The sequence below is a fragment of the Leptospira sanjuanensis genome (assembly GCF_022267325.1).
Classification (GTDB): domain Bacteria; phylum Spirochaetota; class Leptospiria; order Leptospirales; family Leptospiraceae; genus Leptospira; species Leptospira sanjuanensis.
The window spans coordinates 2240497-2259940 of record NZ_JAIZBG010000001.1 but is presented as its reverse complement, the minus strand read 5'-3'; the positions used below and the strand labels follow the sequence as shown (position 1 = coordinate 2259940).

The following is a 19444-nucleotide window of genomic DNA, read 5'->3' as shown; positions in this document are numbered from 1 at the left end:
GAAGCCTTGCAATAAACTCGAAATGGATTCCGGTAAAAAGAAGAACTTTGAAAATCTGTTCCGATTGCAGATTCCTTCTCATCCCCGTTACTTGTCGATCATCCGGAGCCTCGTTTATAACTTAGCGTTCGAGAACGGATTTACAACGAGCGATTCGGCAGACTTAAAACTCGCAGTCGGGGAATGCCTCCAAAACGTCATTAAACATTCCTACGGCGGGAAACGAAATTTACCGATTTTTCTCGAAATCAATCTTTACGACAACCGGATGGAAATTCGAATTCGCGACTTCGGAAGTCAGAAAAATCTTTCCGAAATCCGAGGATATGAACCCAATGATTATCGGGAGGAAGGAATCGGTCTGTATCTCGTGAAAAAACTCACGGATCATTTTTATCTCGACCAATCCCTGCCGGAAGGGAACCGACTGATTCTCACAAAACTGAAATGAACCTGTTTCAAAAAAATAAATTCGGTTTTCTTATATTAGCGATTTCTATTGTTTCCGCTCCGAATTGCAGAAAAGGTCCTTCCATTTCCAGAGAGGAAGTTCAGAAGCTGAGTAAGGATTATTTTACGCGCCTTTGCACAAAAACCGCCGAATGTGCGAGCCGTTATCTCGAAACTCTTCCCGCCTCCGAAAAAACTTCCGAGAACGCTGCGTATTCCGTGGATCAATGTATGGAAGAACAAAAAGATCAGAACATTCTTCCCGACGAATATGAAAAGGTTACGGACGCGCAGATCGCCAAGGTCAAAGTCTGCATGGAAGATCTTTTGAAAGTTCCTTGCGAGGAAATGGAAGGAGGTGGAATTCCTTCCTGCCAAGAGTTGTTTCAGTCCTCCAAAGACGAATAGGCGAACGAGAATTTTTCTATTTTCCGATCACCCATTCGTTCGGCTCATTCAAAGAATTTCAAATCCAATGACGATCTTCCGGTCCGATATAGATCGCATCGGGTCTCAAGATTCTTTCCTTTTTTTGTTCCAGACAATGCGCCATCCATCCCGCCGCGCGTCCGATCGCAAATACGGGAGTGAACAACTCCGTGGGTAATCCAAGTCCATGGAGTAAAAGAGCCGTATAAAATTCCACGTTTGTGTGGAGAATCCGATCCGGTTTGAATTCTTTTAATAAGCGAAGCGCCGTTTTTTCCACGAATAGGGAGAGCTCATACAATTCCTTCAGTTCCGGAAGTTCGTATAAATCCTTTGCGGCTCTTGCAAGAACGTCCGCTCTCGGATCACGAACCTTGTAGATTCGATGACCGAATCCCATCAATCGTTCGCCTTGAATCAATTTATTTCTTAGATAACCCTCGGCGTTTTCTTTTTTTCCGATTTCAAAAACCATGTCGAGCGCAGGACCGGGAGCTCCCCCGTGCAACGGACCTTTGAGCGCGCCTACCGCTCCGGTCGCCGCCGAAATCAAATCGGATTGTGTGGACGCGATGACCCGCGCGGTAAAGGTAGAAGCGTTTAATCCGTGATCGGCGACCGTGTTCCAATATGCGTTTAAAGCGGCTTCTTTTTTCGGATCGGGATCGATTCCGAGCATATTCAAAAAGTTTGCCGCGTGTGTAAGATTGTAATCGGGTAGAATCGGAACGAGACCTTTTTTCAATCGATACACCCAGGCTACAATCAAAGGAAACGTCGCTACCACCGTCATACTTTCCTCTTCGGGAGAGGAAAATTTATTTCCAAGTGAAAGCGCCGCCGCGCCGATCCGCAGACATTCGATGACGGAAGCCCTTTCCGCGGCGGCGGCTTCGAGAATCGTTCGATGTATTTTTGAAAAACGGCGCGCGGCGATTAGATCCCTCGTGATCGACCTTCTCTGTTTCTGATCCGGAAGCCTATCTTCGAGAAGCAGATAAAACGTTTCCTCGAAACTCACTTTATTTGCGAACTCTTCGATCGGATAACCGGCGACGGTGAGTTTGCCGTTGATTCCGTCCACTTTTGAAATCCTCGTTTTAACTGCGGGAATTCCTTCCAGACCGGGACTGTATTTTCTCTCTTCAATCGGATTGATTGTCGTGTTCATATTGATTTCCTTGTTCGGCTTTAGTTTACAAGATTGACAAAAATGAATCAATATTGATTTCATTGTCAATGTATGAAGAATTCTTCTAAAAAGCCGTTTTTATCCGCGCTCGAGGCGGCGCAGGAACTAGGAGTGGAAGTGGAGACGATCTATGCTTATGTAAGCAGAGGGATTCTTCATTCCGAACCGGGAGGTTCCAAGGACCGAAGTAAACGATATCGACGCGAGGAAGTGGAACGTCTTCTTCTGCAAAGAGAGGAAAAACTTCATCCCGGAAAAACGGCACGAGCCGCGTTGACGTTCGGACAACCCGTTTTGGAATCCGCAATCACTCTGATCCAGGACGAAAAACTTTATTATCGCGGAAAGAATATCCTGGATCTTGCGGAATCCTACACGTTCGAACAAGTTTGTGATCTTCTCTGGGAGGCGGCATCGTCCACTTTCGATTCCCCTTGGCCTTTGCTGGGGGATGCCTGCAAAAAGTCGCTTCCTTATCTTTCCGATCGCCCTTTGATCGATCTTTGCAGGATTCTTCTCGGAATCGCGGAATACGATGACACGGGGGCGCTCTTGAAAACTTCGGAGGCGTTGCAGAAAACGGCTTCTCGAATCGTTCGACTTCTTTGTTTATTCGCATCTCGCGTAAAGCGGGGAAAAACGTCGATCGCGGAAACTTTATGGTCGGCTTGGAAAAATTCCGATGCATCAAACTCCGTCCGCTCCAAATCACATTCGAAAACTTTAATGGATCGGAATACAATCTCCAACTCTAAGAGCGAGGATAAAAAGGCCGTCCGATTGATCGAAGCTTCTCTTATTCTATCGGCGGATCACGAACTCAACGTTTCTTCGTTTACGGCACGTTGTGTGGCTTCGAGCGAAGCGAGTTTGTATCAGGCGGTGATTGCGGGACTGGCCGCGCTTTCCGGAAGAAAGCACGGTTTGCTGACCGAAAAAACGATCGAACTTCTCGAAAGTGCGAGCGTTCGTAAAATGGACGCAAAGGAATTTCTCACCGAACGTTTGCGAAAAGGAGAAACGATTCCAGGGTTCGGCCATCCATTTTACAAAAACGGAGATCCAAGGGGAAAAAAGCTGATGGAACTCTGCGAACGTTTCTTTCCTAAGAGCAAGGAATTTCTTTCCGCAAAACGAATCATCGACCAAGCAGCCGAAATGTTAGGGGATCATCCCACGATCGACGCGGGGTTGGCCGTTGTAAGCAGAACGTTGAAACTTCCGAAAGGGGCGGGTCTTGCGTTATTCGCCATTGGGAGATCGGCGGGTTGGACGGCGCATTCGATGGAACAATACCAAACGGGACAGTTGATTCGGCCTCGGGCGCGTTATAACGGAATCGCGCCCGAAACGACTTCGTATTAAAAAGTCAGATTTCTTCCTGAAGGATTCCGAGACGTTTCGGTCGTACTTTTGTGATCTGAGGATTGCCGTCGTTTCCTAAAAAGACAAAGGAAGGTCCGGGGATTTCCTTAAGACGGACTTTGAAATTTTTCCCTTTGCCGGGATAGATGTCCACTCCGGGAAAAATCTCTTGCTCCACTTCCACATACGAATCCTTATCAGGTTCGAAACCCATAATCATGGTTTGTTCCTGACCCAACAAGTTGTTTAGAATTCCTGAATATTTCTGTTTGATCGCTCCGAGTTTGGGAAGGCTTTCCTTTTCTTCGGAAGTGAGTTGCCTTCTTTGCGAATCTTCGTGAAGTTTGACGAGACTTAACTCGACCTTTTTCAGAATTTCCTGATTCTTTTGAACTTCGGAACGGAGTTTTTCCAGGTCCTCCAAAAGTTCGGGTCGAATCCCGACCGAAACGGAAGTTTTGGTTTCGGCTACGGCGCCTAACTTCGTGCAGACGACCGATTTACCCGCGACGCAGCTTCCTCCGATCAGTTCTCCCCGTCCGCCGCGGATCACGACGGACTCTCCCGCAACGAGGTCGGAGTGCATGGACGCTTCTTCGATAAAGATCGTATTTTTCGCGATCAATCTTCCTTGTTCGACGAAGCGCGTATAGATATCCGCTCCCGATTCGATCAGGCCGCCGTTTCTACCCATAAAACCGCCGGATAAAACGACGTCGCCGCCCGCTTTGAGAAATACCTTGCCCACCGATTTTTTGACGATGATCGATCCTTCGGTTTCCAACGTGAATCCGTCGGCGATCGAACCTTCTACGATGATCGTTCCCGGAAAACTTACGTTTCCGGTGGAGAAGTCCACGTTTTCAAGATGACATACCTCGTCGACTCGGATCGTTCCTTGACGATCGAGAATCGGTCTTCCGTTGATAAGCGAATGGACCGTCGTCCCTTCCGAAGAGAGTCTAACGTTGGCTCCGAGTTTCCATTCGGCTTCCTTTCCCGGATCGTAAGGAAGGATTTCTCCCAATACGTTTTTTCCCTCCTTGCCCGGAATCGGAGAAACTTTTTCGGCTAGTTTTTGATCCTTAGCAACACTTTGAATAATTTGAATATTCTTAAAATCTACTCTTCCGTATTGATCCTCTTCCAAATGAGGAGTCGCGGGATGAATGAATAAGATTCGAATGTCTCCATTCTTTCCGGGGATCGGCGCCGTACCTTCCGCGATGAGAATTCGTTTTCCGTATTCCGGTTCCTGCGAAAGTTGATCGATGGTTTCTTGAAGAATTCCGAATCGAATTCCGCGGAGTTGAATCGATTCGCGGATTTGCTCCGTGTTTAAAATTCTTCCTCCGTATTTGGGAGGATGAAAGATCAAGAAGGCCTTCATTTTGTCTTCGGGGATTTCGATTTCGATCCGGGAACTTTCCGGTTTACCGGGCCATTTTCCGATAAGATGAGAAAGTCCATCCGATTTCTGAACCAGATCCTTGACGACCGTGGGGGAAACTTCCGTAATTTGAAAGAGTTCGATTCTTCTTAGAATTTCTTTGGAGTCGACGGGCTTTCCCTTTTTACCCGCGGGAAAAACCGATAGATAGGCGAGCCCGTCTTCATTTTCGATTTTGAAGAAGCCGTTTTCATTCTCTTCCAGATCCTTTAAAAGGGAATCCGTAAAATTCTTGAGAGAGTCGCTCATCCGGGGTTTCAGTGTAGAAATCATTGTTCCTTTTTACAATCGAAATCTCCCGGAAAAACTTGAATGTTTGGAAGGAATTTTTCTTTAGTGGTGATGCGAATGATCCTCGTTCGGAGAGGAATTCCACTCGGTTTTGTTTTCGGGAGCGGAATGTTCATGATTTGCGTGAGAATGGTTCATTCGAATGAAGATCATTGAAATTCCGATCAGAATGATCGCGATTCCTCCGAAACGAATCGCTCCGCTCGGCAGTTTAGTCAAAATCTTGCGAAATCCGATTCCGAACAAAAAGAGCGCGGGAAACGTTCCTAAAAAGAAGGAGGACATTACAAGAATTCCGGAGGGCGCGCTTCCCGTGGCGAGGGCTAAGCTGAAAGCGGGATATAAAACCGCACAGGGTAAAAGTCCGGTAACCATTCCGAACGCGAGAGAGGCTCCGCTCAGATTCTTTCCCTGTTTGAGGGAAGCGATCAAAGGAGCCGCAAAGTAGTTTAGAATTTTCTGATAGAATCCGGAACGTTCGGGACCGGCGTTTTGAATCAGACTCAACCCGAAGACGACGATAAAAATTCCGGAGACGATGGCCGCAAACTCGTGCAATGAAACCAGGCTTCCCGCGAGATTGAGACCGGAGCCTACGAATCCGAATATGGCGCCTAACGTGGAATAGGAGAGAAGTCTTCCCAAGTTGTAGAGTAGGTTCGTTTTAAATTTGGATTTTTCACCCGCCAGGTTTAAGGTTCCCGCAAACGGTCCGCACATTCCGAGACAATGAAGCGAACTCGTGATTCCATGAAGGAAGGCCACCGAAATCGTAGTAAGGACCAATTCAGTCTGCACGGGATTCTTCCTTTTTCGCTGAAACGCCCGTGTTTCTTTTTTCCGTCTGCGGAGGATCGTCGTCGAAAAGCATTCTGTATTTCGGACCTTCTATGTCTTCATATTGCCCCGATTTTAGTGACCAAAAGAATACGACCAAGGCTCCGAGTGCGATCAACATCGCCATTGGGATCGTGAGATACAAAGCGTTCATAGTTTGGTTCTCCATTGTAACGAGATCGAATTGAGGACGACGGATAAGGAACTCAACGTCATAAATCCGGCGCAGATGACCGGAAGCATAAACCCGAAGGCGGCGAGCGGGATCATGATCGAGTTGTACGTTAAGGATATTAGAATATTCTGAAATATGATTTTGCGCGTGCTTTTGGAGATTCGAACCGCGGAAACGAGAGAGTCCAAACGATTGGAAAGAAGCACGAGATCGGATTTGTCGATGGAAAGATCGGATGCGATTCCCATTGAAATCCCCAGATTGGCCGCCGCCAAACATGCGGAGTCGTTGATTCCGTCGCCCACCATAACGACCGTATGTCCCTCGTTCTGAGCCTTTTGGATTTCTTCCAGTTTCTCTTCCGGTTTTAATTCATAGAAAGAATGTTCTAAATGCAAAGCGGAAGCCAAGGATTGAACGTTGGATCGGGAATCCCCGGAAAGAATTCCTAAGAATGGAATCGTTTCGTTTAGGGTTTGGATGGTTGATTCCGCTTCGGGGCGAATCGTATCTTCCATGGAAAAAGATACGATGGGTTCCCGATTGCAGCCGAGATAAATCTTTCCGTCCTGCGGAACTCGGCCGTAAGTCACGAAATGTTTGTTTCCGATTCGATACGTTTGATTTCCGTTGAGGGAAACCGCTTCGATTCCGTTTCCCGGAATTTCTTTCAATTCTTTCCAAGAGATCGGAATCGGAGTCTGACCTAGGTCTTCGAGTTTCTTTTCGATCTCTTTTTTTAATCCGACTGCCAGAGGGTGCGTGGATTTGGATTCGAGCGAAATCAGAATCGAATAGATCCGAAGCGGATCTTCCTGTTTTAAAAACCGTTCCTCTTGAATCGAAAGTTTGCCGAGGGTCAAAGTTCCGGTCTTATCAAAGTAGATCCGATCGGCGCGGCTCAAAATTTCCAGCGAATCCGGGTTTTTAACAAGAATTCCCTTGGAACCGTGAAGCAGATTGCTGACCACGTAGGCCGCCGGAACCGCCAAACCGAGCGCACAAGGACAGGCGACGATGAGAACGCTGATCGTATTGAGGGTTGCGGCTTCCCAAGTTCCATAATAAAATCCGAATATACTAAACGTTGCAATCGCGATCAGAAATACGACTTGGATAAAGTATGTCGAAAATCGATCCGTGGTTCTTTGAATCGACGGTTTTGTCTGAAGAGAACTTTCGATGAGGGATGAAATTCTCGCGAGCGTGCTCTCCTTCGCGGTGGTGGAGGCGCTCATCCGAACGTTCGAACTGAGACAAAGCGCTCCGGAAAAAATCGATTCTCCTTCTTTTCGAGTGACCGGTTTGGATTCTCCCGTTAAAAAGGATTCGTCGAAATAAGCCGTAGTCGATCGTAGGATTCCGTCCACCGGAACTCGATTTCCGTTTTTTAATAGAATGAAATCGCCTGTTTGGATTTTGTTCGGAGATACGGAGAGTTCAACGTCGTCACGCGATACGGTGTATTCCTCCGGTAAGGTGGACAAAAGTTCTCCGATTTTTCTTCCCGCTTTGAGACGAATCGCCGATTCGAGAAATTTTCCGATCAGAATAAAAAAGTAGATCGTGCAGACCGAATCGAAGTAGACTTCTCCCTTATCGCTTAACGTTACGTAGACGCTGTAAAAGTAGGCGAGAGAGACTCCCAAAAAAAGAAGAGTATCCATGGACAACATTCTTCGTTTGATCGATTCGATCGCTCCTTTGTAAAACGGATATCCCGAATAAAGATAAACGGGGGTCGCGAAGATCCAGGAAACGTAATGAAAGAGTCGCTTGAATTCGATTTCGATTCCCGTAAAGTATCCCGCGTAGAGTCCGATGCTGAAAAGCATGATGTTTCCCCAGGAAAATCCCGCAAGTGCCATTCTGAGAAACAGATCTTTGGAAAACAGTCCGACTTTGGTTTCCGCTTTCAAGGGAGAATACAAGGAAGGTTCGTAACCGATCTTTCGGATGATGGAGAAGATTTCCCCCAAATCCACTTTGTTTCGATCGTAGACGAGTTTCATTCTCGCGGTCGCGAAATTAATCCGAACTTCGAGAACCCCGTCCCTTTCGGAAAGAACTCGTTCGTTTAACCATACGCAGGCGGAACAATGGATTTTTCCGATCGTAATCAGGGTTTCGCAGATTCCGTTTTCCTTTTGGACGACATATTCCTGATATACGGAAGGAGTTTCCAAATCTTCTTGATTGTTTCTTTCGGTAGCGACCGGCTCCAACGTCTCGGATCCCCTGAGATCATAAAACCGAGTCAGTCCGTTTTCCACCAGAAGGGTTGCGAGGGATCTACAGCCGGAACAGCAAAAGGTTTCCGTTTTTCCTTTCAGTTCTCCGAATACGATTTCCTTTTCAGAGCGGATCTGTGTGTTACAGTGATAACAGTTCGTGATCGTCAGGGTTTGCATATCGTTTATTGAATATTCAGTTCTTGTGTTTTTTCAAGGGTTCTCCCGCTTGTTTCCCCGCGGAGGCTGAGAATCCATCTTCCCTTTTCCGGAAATTCGATTTCTCCTAAGTAAGTTCCCTTGTTTTTGGAATCTTCCCGTAACTCTAAGGTTTGATTCCATTGATCGGTGGCCGATCTTTCGATTTGAACCGTGATTTTTGCACCCGAAACGGGATGGCCCGATTTCAGGAAACGGATCGAAATCGGATTTTTTCCGGCTTTGAGTTCACCGTTCAATTCAAAAAGCGGACTCGCATACGAATAACCTTCCGCGAGCATCTTTCTTTGTTCGAGAATGGACTTTTCGTAGTTTAATCCTTTTTCGTAATATTCCTTTTCGATCGGTCCGGTATAACCGTTGTTTGCGTATCGGATCGTTACCACGGTCGCGGCGATCAATGCGACGAATGCGACTCCGATCCAAGCGAACGCGAATTTCATAGTTCTGTGTAGCGCCATAGATTTTCCTTTAGTTTCGATCCTGAATCGGAATTCGAAACGGAATCTTCTTTTTTAATACGTAATTTTTGTTTTCCGCATCGCCTATTTTGAGCGTAATTTGATGCGATGTTTTACGAAGATCTTCTTCTTTGATCTCCGTTTCCAAAATGATTCTGAAATCCTGGGAACTATTCCGCTGAATCGAAATCGAAGGAACTTCCGTTCCTCCCAAAAGGATTCGAACGGGAGAATGGAGAGTGCTTTCCTCCACGGAAACGCCCAAATTCCGGTTTTGAAAGGTCATATTCAAAATTTGTGCATTATAAAAGTTGCGTACGATTCCTCCCGGGATTTCCATCGGCTGTATGATTCGATCCGGTAGAACGTTCGCGTAAAGCGGAACTCGATTGTAGAGCAGAATCGCGGAAACGATCGCAACTCCGAAAAGAAGAACTCCGTATACGATGCTTCTCGGGCGAATCCAACGAATTTTCGCACCGGGTTTGTTCGCTTGGTTTTCGGACATATAACCGATGAGAGTTTTCTTTCCTTCTTTCCCCATGGTTTTGGTGCAGGCGTCCACACATTTTCCGCATGCGATACAACCTACGTTGACGCCTTCCCGAATGTCGATTCCGGTGGGACATACCACCAAACAAAGGTTACACGCCGTGCAGTCCCCGACTTGGGTCCCGGCCTTTCTGCGAGGTTCTCCTCGTTTGTAGTCGTAAGTGACGTTGACCGAATCCGCATCCATCATCACGGTTTGAAATCTTGCGTAAGGACATGCGTATTTACAGAATTGTTCCCGCACGAATGCCATATCGAGATAAAGAGTCATCGTGAAAAAGAGAACGAAATAAATCCAAGTCGGCGGCTTTGAAAAAAACGAAGCAGATCGGATGTCGCTTATCATTTCGTATGGGTCCGCAAAATACGAAACCCAAGCCAAGGCACCCAGGATGCTCACGAGAATCCAAAGTTTTTGAACGAGAATCTTTCCGAATAGAGGTGCATCCTTTTTCCCGTATTTGGAACCGAGAACGGTTCTTCCGATCAGATCGAACAGATCGGTGAACACGGTTTGAGGACAAGCCCAACCGCACCAAACCCTTCCGATCAAAGTGGTGAAAAAGAAAAGGGAAAGTCCCATCCCGATCAGAAATAGATGAAGATAAAAACCTTCCTGCGGAGTGAAGATGTTTCCGAGCAGGTAAAATTTTCTTCCGGGGATGTCGAGCCGGATCAGAGGATGTTCTCCCCAGCGCAGCCAAGGAAGAAGGAAGTAAAACGGAAGTAAGAACGCTTCTACAAGATATCTCGCCGAACGAATCTTACCGGAAATTTGTCTGGAGATGACCACAAAAGTCCTCCTTGTGGTCCCCGGAAAAAGTCTCGATGTTTTTTAGACGGATCGAAAACTTTCTCCGGAGTTGAAACGATAAATTAACGAGACGCCTTGATACTTGCGTTTTGAGAAGCAAGCCAAGCCATCACTTGATACACTTTTTCGGAGCCGAGAGAATTCTCATGCGGAGGCATTGGACCTCTTCCGAGTTTCGTTTTGTCCGCGGCGATTCCTTTCATGATGGTTTCGTAAACTTGCGGGTCCGCGGATCCGTGGATCCATTCGTTGTCCATCAGGCTCGGTCCGACAAGACCTTGACCCGTGGGGCCGTGACAAGCGGCACAGATCGTTTTGAAGGTCTTTTCTCCTTCCGCGATCGCACTCGCATTTCCCCGGAACGGGTTGCTACCGTCGTTAGACGTAACAGCGGCTTCTTTCGGAAACTTCGCTTCGTGTTCCTGTACTTCCAACTCGTAAGCCACTTCCTGCCCCCAATTGGAAAATTTATGAAAATAAACGGCGTAGACCGCCGACACCGCTATACATGTGACGAAAATCCATTGCCACCATGCGGGCATCGCGTTGTCTTCTTGCCGAATGCCGTCGAAATCCTTATTGGAATCATGAGTCATCGATTTAGTCCTCCTTGAGCATTCTGAACTTGGGTTCTTCCATTTCCGTCTTCCGTTTCCGGTTGTAGACGTATGCCGTGATCAAAGCGATCGCCAACACGAGAATCGGAAGTCTCGCGAACTTGTAGATTTGAATCAATTCGAGTTCCATACTTCGCCTCACTGAATGGATTTGGAAAGGTCCGCGGTGTCCTTTCCGAGTTTCAAGAGATACGCGATAAGAGCGTCTCCTTCCGTTTTACCTTCCAATTCCTTAGCGGCGGAAAGATAATCCGCTTCGGAATAAGGAACGCCGATTTTGGAAAGACCTTTCATGTGATTCACGATCTTTTCCGCGTCGAGTCTCGCGCTTTCTTCGAATAACCACGGATAGGCGGGCATCACCGATCCCGGAGAAGTGTCTCTCGGATTGATCAGGTGCGTCTTATGCCAAGCGTAAGAAGGTTGAATCTGGGATTCGTGCGCGAGATCCGGTCCGGTTCTTTTGGAACCCCAGAGAAACGGGTGATCATACACGAATTCGCCGGCTTTGGAATATCCGTCTCTTCCGTAGGATTTGGAAGGATCGAAACGATCCACTTCCCATTTGAAAGGACGAATCATCTGTGTGTGACAGTTGTTGCAACCTTCCTTTTGATAGATATCTCTTCCTGCGAGTTCCAAGGCGGAAAACGGTTTTACTCCTTGGATCGGAACCGCAGTTCTCGAGATAAAGAAAGGAGGAATGAGTTCGAAGATACCTCCGATCAAAACCGCGATCGTGGTATATACGGTGAACTTAACACCCTGTTTTTCCCATTTTTCGGTAAAACCGCTAAACCAGGTAAGAAGACTGTCGAATAGTTTCATGCGTTTCCTCCTTGTTCTTTCACTCTCAGATCGATTTCTTGAAAACCGGAACCCGAGTTTTGAATCGTCTTAACGATGTTATAGATCATAACGAAGACGCCGCTCAGGTAAATCGTACCGGCGACTCCTCTCGCAAACCGGAACGGTTTGAGAACTTCGGTGATCTGAACCCAGTTCGGATATTGAAGAAAACCTTTCGAGTCGATCGCTCTCCACATGGAACCTTCGGTGATTCCCGAAACCCACATCGAAACGATGTAGAGAAGAATTCCGAGTGTGGCGAGCCAGAAGTGAAGGTTCGCCAATCTTTCGGAGTAAAGATTCGAGTTCCATAATCTAGGAACGAGATAATAAATCGCGGCGAAAGACATCATTCCCACCCAACCGAGGGTTCCCGAGTGAACGTGACCCACGATCCAATCGGTGTTGTGACCGAGGGCGCTGATGGAACGAATCGAAAGAAGCGGACCTTCGAACGTAGACATACCGTAGAACGTGATTCCCACGAGCATCATCTTGAGAAGAGCGTCGGTTTTGATTTTCTCCTTCGCTTGAGTCAAGGTAAGAAATCCGTTCAACATACCACCCCAGGAAGGCATCCATAACATGATGGAGAACGCCATCCCCGTGGTTTGCAACCATTCGGGGAGAGGAGTGTTGAGTAAGTGGTGAGGGCCGGCCCAGATATAAATGAAGATCAAGGACCAGAAGTGAATGATCGACAATCTATGACTGTAGATGGGTTGTTTGATATGTTTCGGAAAGTAGTAATACATCAGACCGAGAAACGGTGTCGTTAATACGAACGCGACCGCATTGTGTCCGTACCACCACTGAATGTTCGCGTCGTAAACTCCCGAAAAAATCGAATAGGATTTTCCCAAACCTACCGGAATCGAAAGGTTGTTCACGATAAAAAGAATCGGAACTGTCACGAAGGAGGCGATGTAGAACCAAATCGCGGCATAAAGTTGTTTTTCCTCTCTTGTGAAGATGGTTGCGAAGAAGTTTACGATAAAGATCACGAACCAAACAACGATCAAAAGATCGAGAGGCCATTCAAGCTCGGCGTATTCCTTGGATTGGTTAAGTCCCAAAGGAAGAGTAATCGCCGCAAGAACGATGGTTAGATTGTATAATACGAAGTGGATCTTCGCTAAAGAATCGCTCCAGATTCTTACTCTGCATAATCTTTGGATGAGATGATACGCCGTCGCAAAGATGATGCTCAATGCGAAGCCGAAAATCGCCGCGTTGGTGTGCAAGGGTCGGATTCTGCCGAAGCTGAAATACTGAGTGAAATTCAGTTCCGGGAAAACCATTTGAAATGCGGCGAGAACTCCCACTAACATGGAAGCGACTCCCCAAACCATAGCCGAGATGATGAACCCTTTTACGATGGAATCGTTGTATTTGGCGTTCGTTTGGCTCATGAGATTTAGTCTCCTGATTCGATTGTTCCTGTTGGATTAAACCGAAAAATCACCATTAATCAATTATAATTTAATAAAATTGAATATAATATGAATTTTCGGCTTATGCTTTAACCTTATATTAAAATCGACGTATAATTGGAAGAATTCTGGGTCGGATTTCGGGTATTGGAACGATGATAAAAATCAAGTCGGACTCTTGTGCTTGGAGTTGAGTAAAAAGCGGAGAATTCTAATTTGGTCGTTCTTAGAATAAAACGTTTATGAGATTGTTTCTCAGAATGAAAACGAATGCGGCTAGGAGAAATCCGTTCCTGACGGACCCGTTTTCATCGGCTTCTCCTTCTCACTAAAACCGTAAAAAAACGGGTCGAGAATTTTCTCTTTGTTAGTAGAATTGGGAAAACGGCCGAAAATAGAAACAATGGATCTCAATTTCAAAGATAAACTTCAATCCGGATTTTCCTCGATCGACAGTCTATCCCGCAATCTTCCCCCACAGGTGCAAAAGACCCTTTTGTACACCGGAATATCCCTCGCGGTATTGGGGGTATCTTTGGCCGTTCTTGTGGGAATTCAAAGAGGAAAGGAAGGGGCAGCGTTCGACGACCAAGCCAAGGAGCTGGATCGTAAGGCGCTCTTTTTAGAAGATATAGAACGAAATTATAACCGCAAACGGAGATCCATCCACTACAGCGATCCCGATCTTTCGATCACGGGAGAATCCTCTAATCTTGAAATCGATCGTTATGAAAGGGATAAACCCAAAAGCGGATTGTTGCCCGAGTCGAATTTTCCGGAAGGAAAAGATCCTTTGCGTGAGGGAAGAAGGGAAGGAACGGGAACGCCAAAACTTCCGACGGAATCCGATTCTCTTCCGACCGAGGATCGACAAAGAACCCCCGATTCGAATCGGAATTTGGACGATCCGGGAACCGTTTCCCCCGATCGAAATTCTTCCAATAATCAGGATCGGCCGAGTTTGATTCGTCCTCCTAAAAACAATACGAAAGGATCTCCCGAACTTCGATGAAACGTTTTTCGGCGGCCGTCGTAACATTCTTGCAGATCAGTATTACGGTTTCTTTATATGCCGATATGCCCCTTCCGTTTCCGGAGGAATTGGGGGAAAGCTCGGTTCCCGTGAACGAAGCAGGAACATCCAACCCGACCGGTTCTGGTTCCGTGGAAACAGGAAATTCTGGGGATTCAAAATCAAAATCGTTGAGCGACGGAAACTCGCAAAGCGACGGCGGTTCGGAAGAAAAAAAGAATTCGAACGTCGAAGTTTCCGACTCAACGATGGATCCGAACACGTCTAAGATCGCTTCTTCCTCTGCGGAAAGTGGGCAAGAAATTTCCAAAATAACGACGGAAGAATCCGCACGACCTTCTAAGACGACCCTTCCGAATTCCGAAAAAACGAATTTAAAAAAGAAGAAGGATAAGAAGAAAGAAGATCCGTCCGAGAGCGGGTATAAAAAAGGACTTCTTCGTCTGCGTGAAAATCAGAGAAACAACGCAAAGACCGAGTTCAATCAGGCGGGGCAGGGAAAGTCGGCGAACGCTTCGAGACTGGAAGACGCAAGATTGACAGCGGAAAGTTCGAACGACGCGAATGCGATCACAGAGCAGATCGATTCCGACGAGGAAAAGTGGAAGGCAGTTTTCGAAGTTGCGCGTTCTTTGCGAGGCAACGGAAAAATCGCCGAAGCCGAAACGCAATATTTACGAATCATCACCGAAGCGCCGGAAAGTTTTCAATCCATCTCCCTTCTTTCCTTAGGGGAAATGCTTTCCACAACGGATCGTAAGGATTCCGCGAGAAGATATTTGTTGCAGCTTGTCAAACTTCTGCAGAAAAAACCGGAGCTGGATCCGAAAAAGGATGGTCTCGAAAAAGCAATTACTTTGATTGCGAGAATTTACGGCGATCAAGGTAAATACGAGGAAGCGGAGAATTGGGCGAAAGTGTATCTCCAGCGATTGAACCCGGACGCTTCCGAAGATTCTCCCTTTGTGAAAGAACTCCGTAGAATTTTAAAACGAAGATATTATTGATTTCTAAAGCGATAATATCTTCGAATACGAGAAAAGCGTTCGAGGAAACATTCAAGAATTCTTATGAACTAGAAAAAACCGGACTTGAGATTCCGTTTTTTTCTAGTTTCGAGTTGATTTCTTATGCTTGCGCGAAAGAAGCACTCATAACTCAATCTCACTTCCTATGGGTCGTTCGATAGTGCTCTGGTGTCATTTGTTTGAATTGCTTCCTGAACTCAGCGTCTCATTCTCTAAGGTCATTCGGCCGGTCGCAATCACTCAGCGAATTGCTTTCGCGATAATTTTTCGTACTTCGTGTGAAAGCCAACGCTTGCGTTCCGGTATCTTTTGGCCGACTCGCTCTCTATGGATCGCTCGTCAAGTCAGAGATACGTTTACGTCCAATTTTCCGAACTTGGAAAAAAGGCTGATTCCTAAGGAAGGTTTTTTAGGGATCTTTAATGTTTCGTTTTTGGAATCGATGATGTTCGGAGCGGTAATCTCGATCGATTGACCGGAACTCGCAAAGATGTTCATCGCATTTCCCGTAGTCATGTTCGCGATCTCACCGAGGATATCCTTGTATTCGTTTTTGATATCCTGGTCGCTCATTCCGGGCATCAGAACTCCAGCGATCTTATAGGCGGCGTCGTAGTTGAGACCGTAGACGACTTCTCCGTTGAAGGTTCCGATCACACCGATCACGATGGAAAGTTCAAGATTGGTTTCCGGACTATCCTTGATTCCGATCTTTCCACGGATCAGGTCCGTTTTTAAGACATCCCTAAAAACGATCGTAGCAGCTTCGAGAAAGGGGTTTACCAGTTCAGCCCGGATTTGCATTATTCTTCTGCCTTTTGACCGATCCTTCTTTCAATCGGGTATTTTTCCTGAAGCGCCTGACTGATTTCCATTACGAACCCGTTCATCAGGTTCGGATTGTCTCTCAAATCGGGTCCCTGGGAGGTATTGATTTTAGACGTATCTATTTCCAAGGAAGCGAATTCCACAAAAACATTTTTTTCGGAATCTTTGTAAGGACCGCCGACTTTTTTAGACCCGAATGCTACGGTTGTCAAATCTTTCAGAAACTGAGTGTTATTTCCCAAACGAATGTTTTGATTTCCGGCTTTGAGTTCCCAGAGATTCAAAAGAGATTGGTCCTTGAATTCCTGAACGCCACTGCCTAAAAGAGAAGCGATTTTCTGAAGTCCGTCCGGCTCTTGTTGAAGAGACGCGATTCTTCCCTTCCATTCTTCCTGAGATTTGGAACGGGTTTCGAGAAGAAGTTTGCTTCTTAGGAAATTTTTTCTTTCCTCGAAGCTGACTTCCTTTCCGTCCTTGTTTTTCGGAAGTTTTCCTTCTTTCTTTTCGTTTTCGTATTTAGCGCGTAAAACTTCGTCGGTGATCGGAGCTTCTTTCTCCGCGAGTTTCGTCAGTTGATCGTCCGTATAGGAAACGATGCGAAGTCGAACTCTTGCGGAAGAGGATTCTTTTTGAACCGCGACTTCTCCATCCGTCTTTTTGAGATCGGAGGTTAAAAGAGCTTCGTAAAGACCGCTTGCGTTTTTGCGGTCGATTCTGTACTGCATAGGAGCGGAATTGAGGATCTGCTTGTAGATCGCTTCCGGTTTACGGACGTCTTCGTCCGAATATCCGGCTCCGTTCATCGATTCGCGATAGATTCTGCGGGCTTCGTCCGAAAGTTCTTCACGGATTCCGGTTTCGGAAACGGAGAATCCGGTCGCGTCCGCGATTTGTTTGGTGACCACCAAACTGCGGATCGTCTGAAATGCGCAGGATTGAAGAGTAGAGGGATCTTCCGCGAGGGACGGGGCGATGCTTCTATATTGGAAGAAACAATCTCTTCGCGCAGCTTGAAAATAGTCCATCGGGATGGAATAGTCCCCGATTTTTCCCGCGTTCAAATTGGAGCGGCCGGAGATTACGTCGAAAAAGCTTTTTTCGGCGTCGCCGGGGAGAAAGGTGATGATCAAACCACCGACAAGGATAAACAGAAAGAATCCGACGACGGTGCGGATGATCTTGTCTTTGAGGGAAACGTTTTCTAATTCCATGATTGTAACTGTTAAACTGAAAGGGTTTGTGAAGGAATATTTCTGTAAAGGAGAAAAGTGAGAAAAACGCTTCAGAAACCCGCCCAAACGACAGATACATAAAATGATGCTCTTTATTGCGATCGCGCTCATTCTTGTGGGACTACTCTGTTTTATCTATGTCTCTCTGAACCCGAATCCTTCCGAAGGTTTTGGATTCAAGCCGGGCTTGCGCAAAGGCGGTTCGGAAAACGAACATTTGATTTCAAGACCGAATGCTCGGAAGGGAGCGGAGATTCTCTCTTCTTCCAAAAGGGCTCCGAGTTTGGAACAGATCGAAAAACAAAAACATCTGGAGAATCTTTTTGTGGAAGGAAGGAGAATTCCGAAACAAAGCAAGATCTCCTCGTCGGAGCCGGAAGCGAGTTACGAAACCGTTTCGAGCATCGAAGTCGAGGAAGACTTTGGGGAAGACAACGATCCTCATTCCGGCATAGAGGTTTTGGAGGAATCTCCGAAGTTTTCCATTGCAAGCGAGCTAAAGAAGGAAGAAGTTCGGGAGGTTCGTTTTGAAATCGACGGGCTTTTGTATTTGGATCAGAATCGCGAACTTCCGTATGAAAAGCTCGCGAGCAAAAAGGAAGAATTGACTCCGGATAAACTCAAAGGGTTGAAACGGATCGGTCCGGGTAAGTTGAACGAGAGCCGCGATATGCTCGCGTTCGAAGCGTTGAACAGCAGTTATAAATATTCTTTTTCGGAGATTGAAAAGATTCTCTTTTTCGACGAGGGGATCGTTCTCATTCCCTCTAAGTCGAATTATCCGGTTCCGGTCTTTTTTACGAGAGAAACCAATCACTTGAAATCGTATTTGGAAAGTTCGTCCAGGACGTTTTCGAATTAGCGGAAGGTCTTCTTGAATTCTACCTACAATTTATCGTAAAACCGCCGGGCCCCCTCCCGAATTGGGTGGAGGTGGCGGGCTTTGTGGGCGTCCTTCCGCAATTTTTCCACATATCAGAAAAGTCGCATGAAGTCAATTCCGTCCTGAAGGAACTGTTCCGACAAGATGAATCGATATTGTTTTTGACTTTAGAGGGAAGACATAGAGTCACGGACGAACTCAGCCTTCCGGTCGTTCAATAGATCGCTCAGGAACTCAGCCGCTTCGCTCTCTGAACTCATTGAATTGCTCTCTACGGATCGCAATTCAGATCGCTCAGCGACCCTCTACATGCAAAAGTTTTGTCGTTTTAACGATGATTCTCACGAGAAGATAAAACACAAGACCGCCGCCGAACAGAATGATCTGCGGAAGACGAATCGCTTCTACAAGATTGCTCACGGGCTCATTGAAATAAACAGCAACCAAATCGAACACGCTGAAGATCACAAGAATTCCGAAAAGACTCGGATATTCTCGTTTGAGAACGTTGCGGATCGAAAAGCCCAAAGCCGGTTTTTTATAGCCGCTGAACTTAGGGATAAACGCGGGAACTGTGTTCGCCCAGGAAAGATACGCATCTCCGAATTTCTTACGCAGAAATTGTTCTTCCGCAAACATAATTCTTTCGTAATATACCCAGAAGAATAAAATAAATACGGACGCGATCAGAAAATTCTTTAAGAAAAGAACCGCACCGAGATACATCAAAAAATTTCCGAGATACAAAGGGTGACGAATCAAGGAATAGATTCCTTCTTGGTTCACCAGGTCCGCGACTTGTTCTTTCGTATTTCTTCCGGAAGTTCGCGCGGGTGCGTAACCGATTACAAAGCTGCGAACAAAAAGTCCCAAGAGACTGACCGCAAAACAAAAAGACTGATAATAAAGATGATACGTGTATGAATTGCCGGGGAACTGATAGAACGGCAAAAGACCGATGCAGAGAATCAAGATGATACCGGGGATATAGGATCTCCAACGAAATAAAAAATTCCCTTGAGATTCAAATTCTTCGATCAAAGCCATGCTTTTGTCCTAAGTTATAGAGTTCTTT

At 46.3% G+C, this 19444-nt stretch carries 19 protein-coding genes and 1 pseudogene; 6 read left to right on the top strand and 14 right to left on the bottom strand.

Annotated features, from left to right (window positions below):
• Positions 1-22: 22 nt before the first annotated feature.
• The gene (locus LFX25_RS10240; protein WP_238730152.1) at positions 23-451 is read left to right on the top strand and encodes an ATP-binding protein; all 429 of its coding nucleotides are present in this window, start codon (positions 23-25) and stop codon (positions 449-451) included.
• Entirely contained in the window at positions 448-858 is a 411-nt protein-coding gene (locus LFX25_RS10235) for an LA_2478/LA_2722/LA_4182 family protein (RefSeq protein ID WP_238730151.1), read from the top strand. The genes LFX25_RS10240 and LFX25_RS10235 overlap by 4 nt, the downstream gene beginning before the upstream one ends.
• 58 nt (positions 859-916) lie before the next feature.
• Here the strand turns inward: LFX25_RS10235 and LFX25_RS10230 are convergent, their stop codons facing one another.
• On the bottom strand, positions 917-2050 hold the full coding sequence (locus LFX25_RS10230; RefSeq protein WP_238730150.1) for a citrate synthase/methylcitrate synthase: 1134 nt from the start codon (positions 2048-2050) through the stop codon (positions 917-919).
• 72 nt (positions 2051-2122) lie between these two features.
• Here LFX25_RS10230 and LFX25_RS10225 point away from each other — a divergent pair, with 72 nt between their 5' ends.
• Positions 2123-3436 (top strand): citrate synthase family protein, encoded by a 1314-nt coding sequence (locus tag LFX25_RS10225; RefSeq protein ID WP_238730149.1) that lies wholly within the window; start codon positions 2123-2125, stop codon positions 3434-3436.
• A gap of 4 nt (positions 3437-3440) precedes the next feature.
• Here LFX25_RS10225 and LFX25_RS10220 read toward each other — a convergent pair whose 3' ends face one another.
• The 10 genes from LFX25_RS10220 to ccoN form a co-directional block, all read right to left on the bottom strand.
• The gene (locus LFX25_RS10220) at positions 3441-5135 is read right to left on the bottom strand and encodes a DUF342 domain-containing protein (protein ID WP_238730148.1); all 1695 of its coding nucleotides are present in this window, start codon (positions 5133-5135) and stop codon (positions 3441-3443) included.
• A gap of 84 nt (positions 5136-5219) precedes the next feature.
• A complete protein-coding gene (locus LFX25_RS10215) occupies positions 5220-5975 on the bottom strand; it encodes a sulfite exporter TauE/SafE family protein (protein ID WP_238730147.1) in 756 nt (251 codons plus the stop codon).
• A complete protein-coding gene (ccoS, locus tag LFX25_RS10210; RefSeq protein WP_238730146.1) occupies positions 5965-6168 on the bottom strand; it encodes a cbb3-type cytochrome oxidase assembly protein CcoS in 204 nt (67 codons plus the stop codon). Before ccoS ends, LFX25_RS10215 begins: the two co-directional genes overlap by 11 nt.
• Positions 6165-8600 (bottom strand): heavy metal translocating P-type ATPase, encoded by a 2436-nt coding sequence (locus LFX25_RS10205; RefSeq protein ID WP_238730145.1) that lies wholly within the window; start codon positions 8598-8600, stop codon positions 6165-6167. Before LFX25_RS10205 ends, ccoS begins: the two co-directional genes overlap by 4 nt.
• A gap of 5 nt (positions 8601-8605) precedes the next feature.
• Positions 8606-9100, bottom strand: a complete 495-nt coding sequence (locus LFX25_RS10200; RefSeq protein ID WP_238730144.1) for a FixH family protein — start codon at positions 9098-9100, stop codon at positions 8606-8608.
• Positions 9101-9110: 10 nt separating this feature from the next.
• Entirely contained in the window at positions 9111-10445 is a 1335-nt protein-coding gene (gene ccoG / locus LFX25_RS10195) for a cytochrome c oxidase accessory protein CcoG (RefSeq protein WP_238730143.1), read from the bottom strand.
• An 83-nt stretch (positions 10446-10528) separates the two neighbouring features.
• Entirely contained in the window at positions 10529-11062 is a 534-nt protein-coding gene (locus LFX25_RS10190) for a cbb3-type cytochrome c oxidase N-terminal domain-containing protein (RefSeq protein WP_238730142.1), read from the bottom strand.
• A 4-nt stretch (positions 11063-11066) separates the two neighbouring features.
• The gene (locus tag LFX25_RS10185) at positions 11067-11213 is read right to left on the bottom strand and encodes a cbb3-type cytochrome c oxidase subunit 3 (RefSeq protein WP_238730141.1); all 147 of its coding nucleotides are present in this window, start codon (positions 11211-11213) and stop codon (positions 11067-11069) included.
• A gap of 8 nt (positions 11214-11221) precedes the next feature.
• On the bottom strand, positions 11222-11911 hold the full coding sequence (gene ccoO, locus LFX25_RS10180; protein WP_135779744.1) for a cytochrome-c oxidase, cbb3-type subunit II: 690 nt from the start codon (positions 11909-11911) through the stop codon (positions 11222-11224).
• Positions 11908-13344 (bottom strand): cytochrome-c oxidase, cbb3-type subunit I, encoded by a 1437-nt coding sequence (gene ccoN / locus LFX25_RS10175; RefSeq protein WP_238730140.1) that lies wholly within the window; start codon positions 13342-13344, stop codon positions 11908-11910. Before ccoN ends, ccoO begins: the two co-directional genes overlap by 4 nt.
• Before the next feature lie 424 nt (positions 13345-13768).
• On the opposite strand from ccoN, the gene LFX25_RS10170 reads away from it, so the two are divergent.
• The gene (locus LFX25_RS10170) at positions 13769-14377 is read left to right on the top strand and encodes an LIC_11485 family protein (protein WP_238730139.1); all 609 of its coding nucleotides are present in this window, start codon (positions 13769-13771) and stop codon (positions 14375-14377) included.
• Between the two features lie 362 nt (positions 14378-14739).
• A pseudogene (locus tag LFX25_RS20940) lies at positions 14740-15405 on the top strand (tetratricopeptide repeat protein); the annotation flags it as partial.
• Positions 15406-15765: 360 nt separating this feature from the next.
• Here LFX25_RS20940 and LFX25_RS10160 read toward each other — a convergent pair.
• Both LFX25_RS10160 and LFX25_RS10155 read right to left on the bottom strand, forming a co-directional pair.
• Complete coding sequence (locus tag LFX25_RS10160) at positions 15766-16230, bottom strand: chemotaxis protein CheX (protein WP_118955755.1); 465 nt, start codon at positions 16228-16230, stop codon at positions 15766-15768.
• Positions 16230-17465, bottom strand: a complete 1236-nt coding sequence (locus tag LFX25_RS10155; RefSeq protein ID WP_238730137.1) for a hypothetical protein — start codon at positions 17463-17465, stop codon at positions 16230-16232. Before LFX25_RS10155 ends, LFX25_RS10160 begins: the two co-directional genes overlap by 1 nt.
• Before the next feature lie 103 nt (positions 17466-17568).
• On the opposite strand from LFX25_RS10155, the gene LFX25_RS10150 reads away from it, so the two are divergent.
• Positions 17569-18348, top strand: a complete 780-nt coding sequence (locus tag LFX25_RS10150; protein WP_238730136.1) for an LIC_11490 family protein — start codon at positions 17569-17571, stop codon at positions 18346-18348.
• 315 nt (positions 18349-18663) lie between these two features.
• Here LFX25_RS10150 and lmtA read toward each other — a convergent pair whose 3' ends face one another.
• Complete coding sequence (lmtA, locus tag LFX25_RS10145) at positions 18664-19416, bottom strand: lipid A Kdo2 1-phosphate O-methyltransferase (protein WP_238730135.1); 753 nt, start codon at positions 19414-19416, stop codon at positions 18664-18666.
• Positions 19417-19444 lie beyond the last annotated feature (28 nt).

What these genes read in the sequence shown, in the direction of transcription:
- LFX25_RS10240 (WP_238730152.1), top strand. Translation starts at nt 23, where the DNA reads ATGGATTCCGGTAAAAAGAAGAACTTTGAAAATCTGTTCCGATTGCAG.
- LFX25_RS10235 (WP_238730151.1), top strand. Translation starts at nt 448, where the DNA reads ATGAACCTGTTTCAAAAAAATAAATTCGGTTTTCTTATATTAGCGATT.
- LFX25_RS10230 (WP_238730150.1), bottom strand. Translation starts at nt 2,050, where the DNA reads ATGAACACGACAATCAATCCGATTGAAGAGAGAAAATACAGTCCCGGT.
- LFX25_RS10225 (WP_238730149.1), top strand. Translation starts at nt 2,123, where the DNA reads ATGAAGAATTCTTCTAAAAAGCCGTTTTTATCCGCGCTCGAGGCGGCG.
- LFX25_RS10220 (WP_238730148.1), bottom strand. Translation starts at nt 5,135, where the DNA reads ATGAGCGACTCTCTCAAGAATTTTACGGATTCCCTTTTAAAGGATCTG.
- ccoS (WP_238730146.1), bottom strand. Translation starts at nt 6,168, where the DNA reads ATGAACGCTTTGTATCTCACGATCCCAATGGCGATGTTGATCGCACTC.
- LFX25_RS10205 (WP_238730145.1), bottom strand. Translation starts at nt 8,600, where the DNA reads ATGCAAACCCTGACGATCACGAACTGTTATCACTGTAACACACAGATC.
- LFX25_RS10200 (WP_238730144.1), bottom strand. Translation starts at nt 9,100, where the DNA reads ATGGCGCTACACAGAACTATGAAATTCGCGTTCGCTTGGATCGGAGTC.
- LFX25_RS10190 (WP_238730142.1), bottom strand. Translation starts at nt 11,062, where the DNA reads ATGACTCATGATTCCAATAAGGATTTCGACGGCATTCGGCAAGAAGAC.
- LFX25_RS10185 (WP_238730141.1), bottom strand. Translation starts at nt 11,213, where the DNA reads ATGGAACTCGAATTGATTCAAATCTACAAGTTCGCGAGACTTCCGATT.
- ccoO (WP_135779744.1), bottom strand. Translation starts at nt 11,911, where the DNA reads ATGAAACTATTCGACAGTCTTCTTACCTGGTTTAGCGGTTTTACCGAA.
- ccoN (WP_238730140.1), bottom strand. Translation starts at nt 13,344, where the DNA reads ATGAGCCAAACGAACGCCAAATACAACGATTCCATCGTAAAAGGGTTC.
- LFX25_RS10170 (WP_238730139.1), top strand. Translation starts at nt 13,769, where the DNA reads ATGGATCTCAATTTCAAAGATAAACTTCAATCCGGATTTTCCTCGATC.
- LFX25_RS10160 (WP_118955755.1), bottom strand. Translation starts at nt 16,230, where the DNA reads ATGCAAATCCGGGCTGAACTGGTAAACCCCTTTCTCGAAGCTGCTACG.
- LFX25_RS10155 (WP_238730137.1), bottom strand. Translation starts at nt 17,465, where the DNA reads ATGGAATTAGAAAACGTTTCCCTCAAAGACAAGATCATCCGCACCGTC.
- LFX25_RS10150 (WP_238730136.1), top strand. Translation starts at nt 17,569, where the DNA reads ATGATGCTCTTTATTGCGATCGCGCTCATTCTTGTGGGACTACTCTGT.
- lmtA (WP_238730135.1), bottom strand. Translation starts at nt 19,416, where the DNA reads ATGGCTTTGATCGAAGAATTTGAATCTCAAGGGAATTTTTTATTTCGT.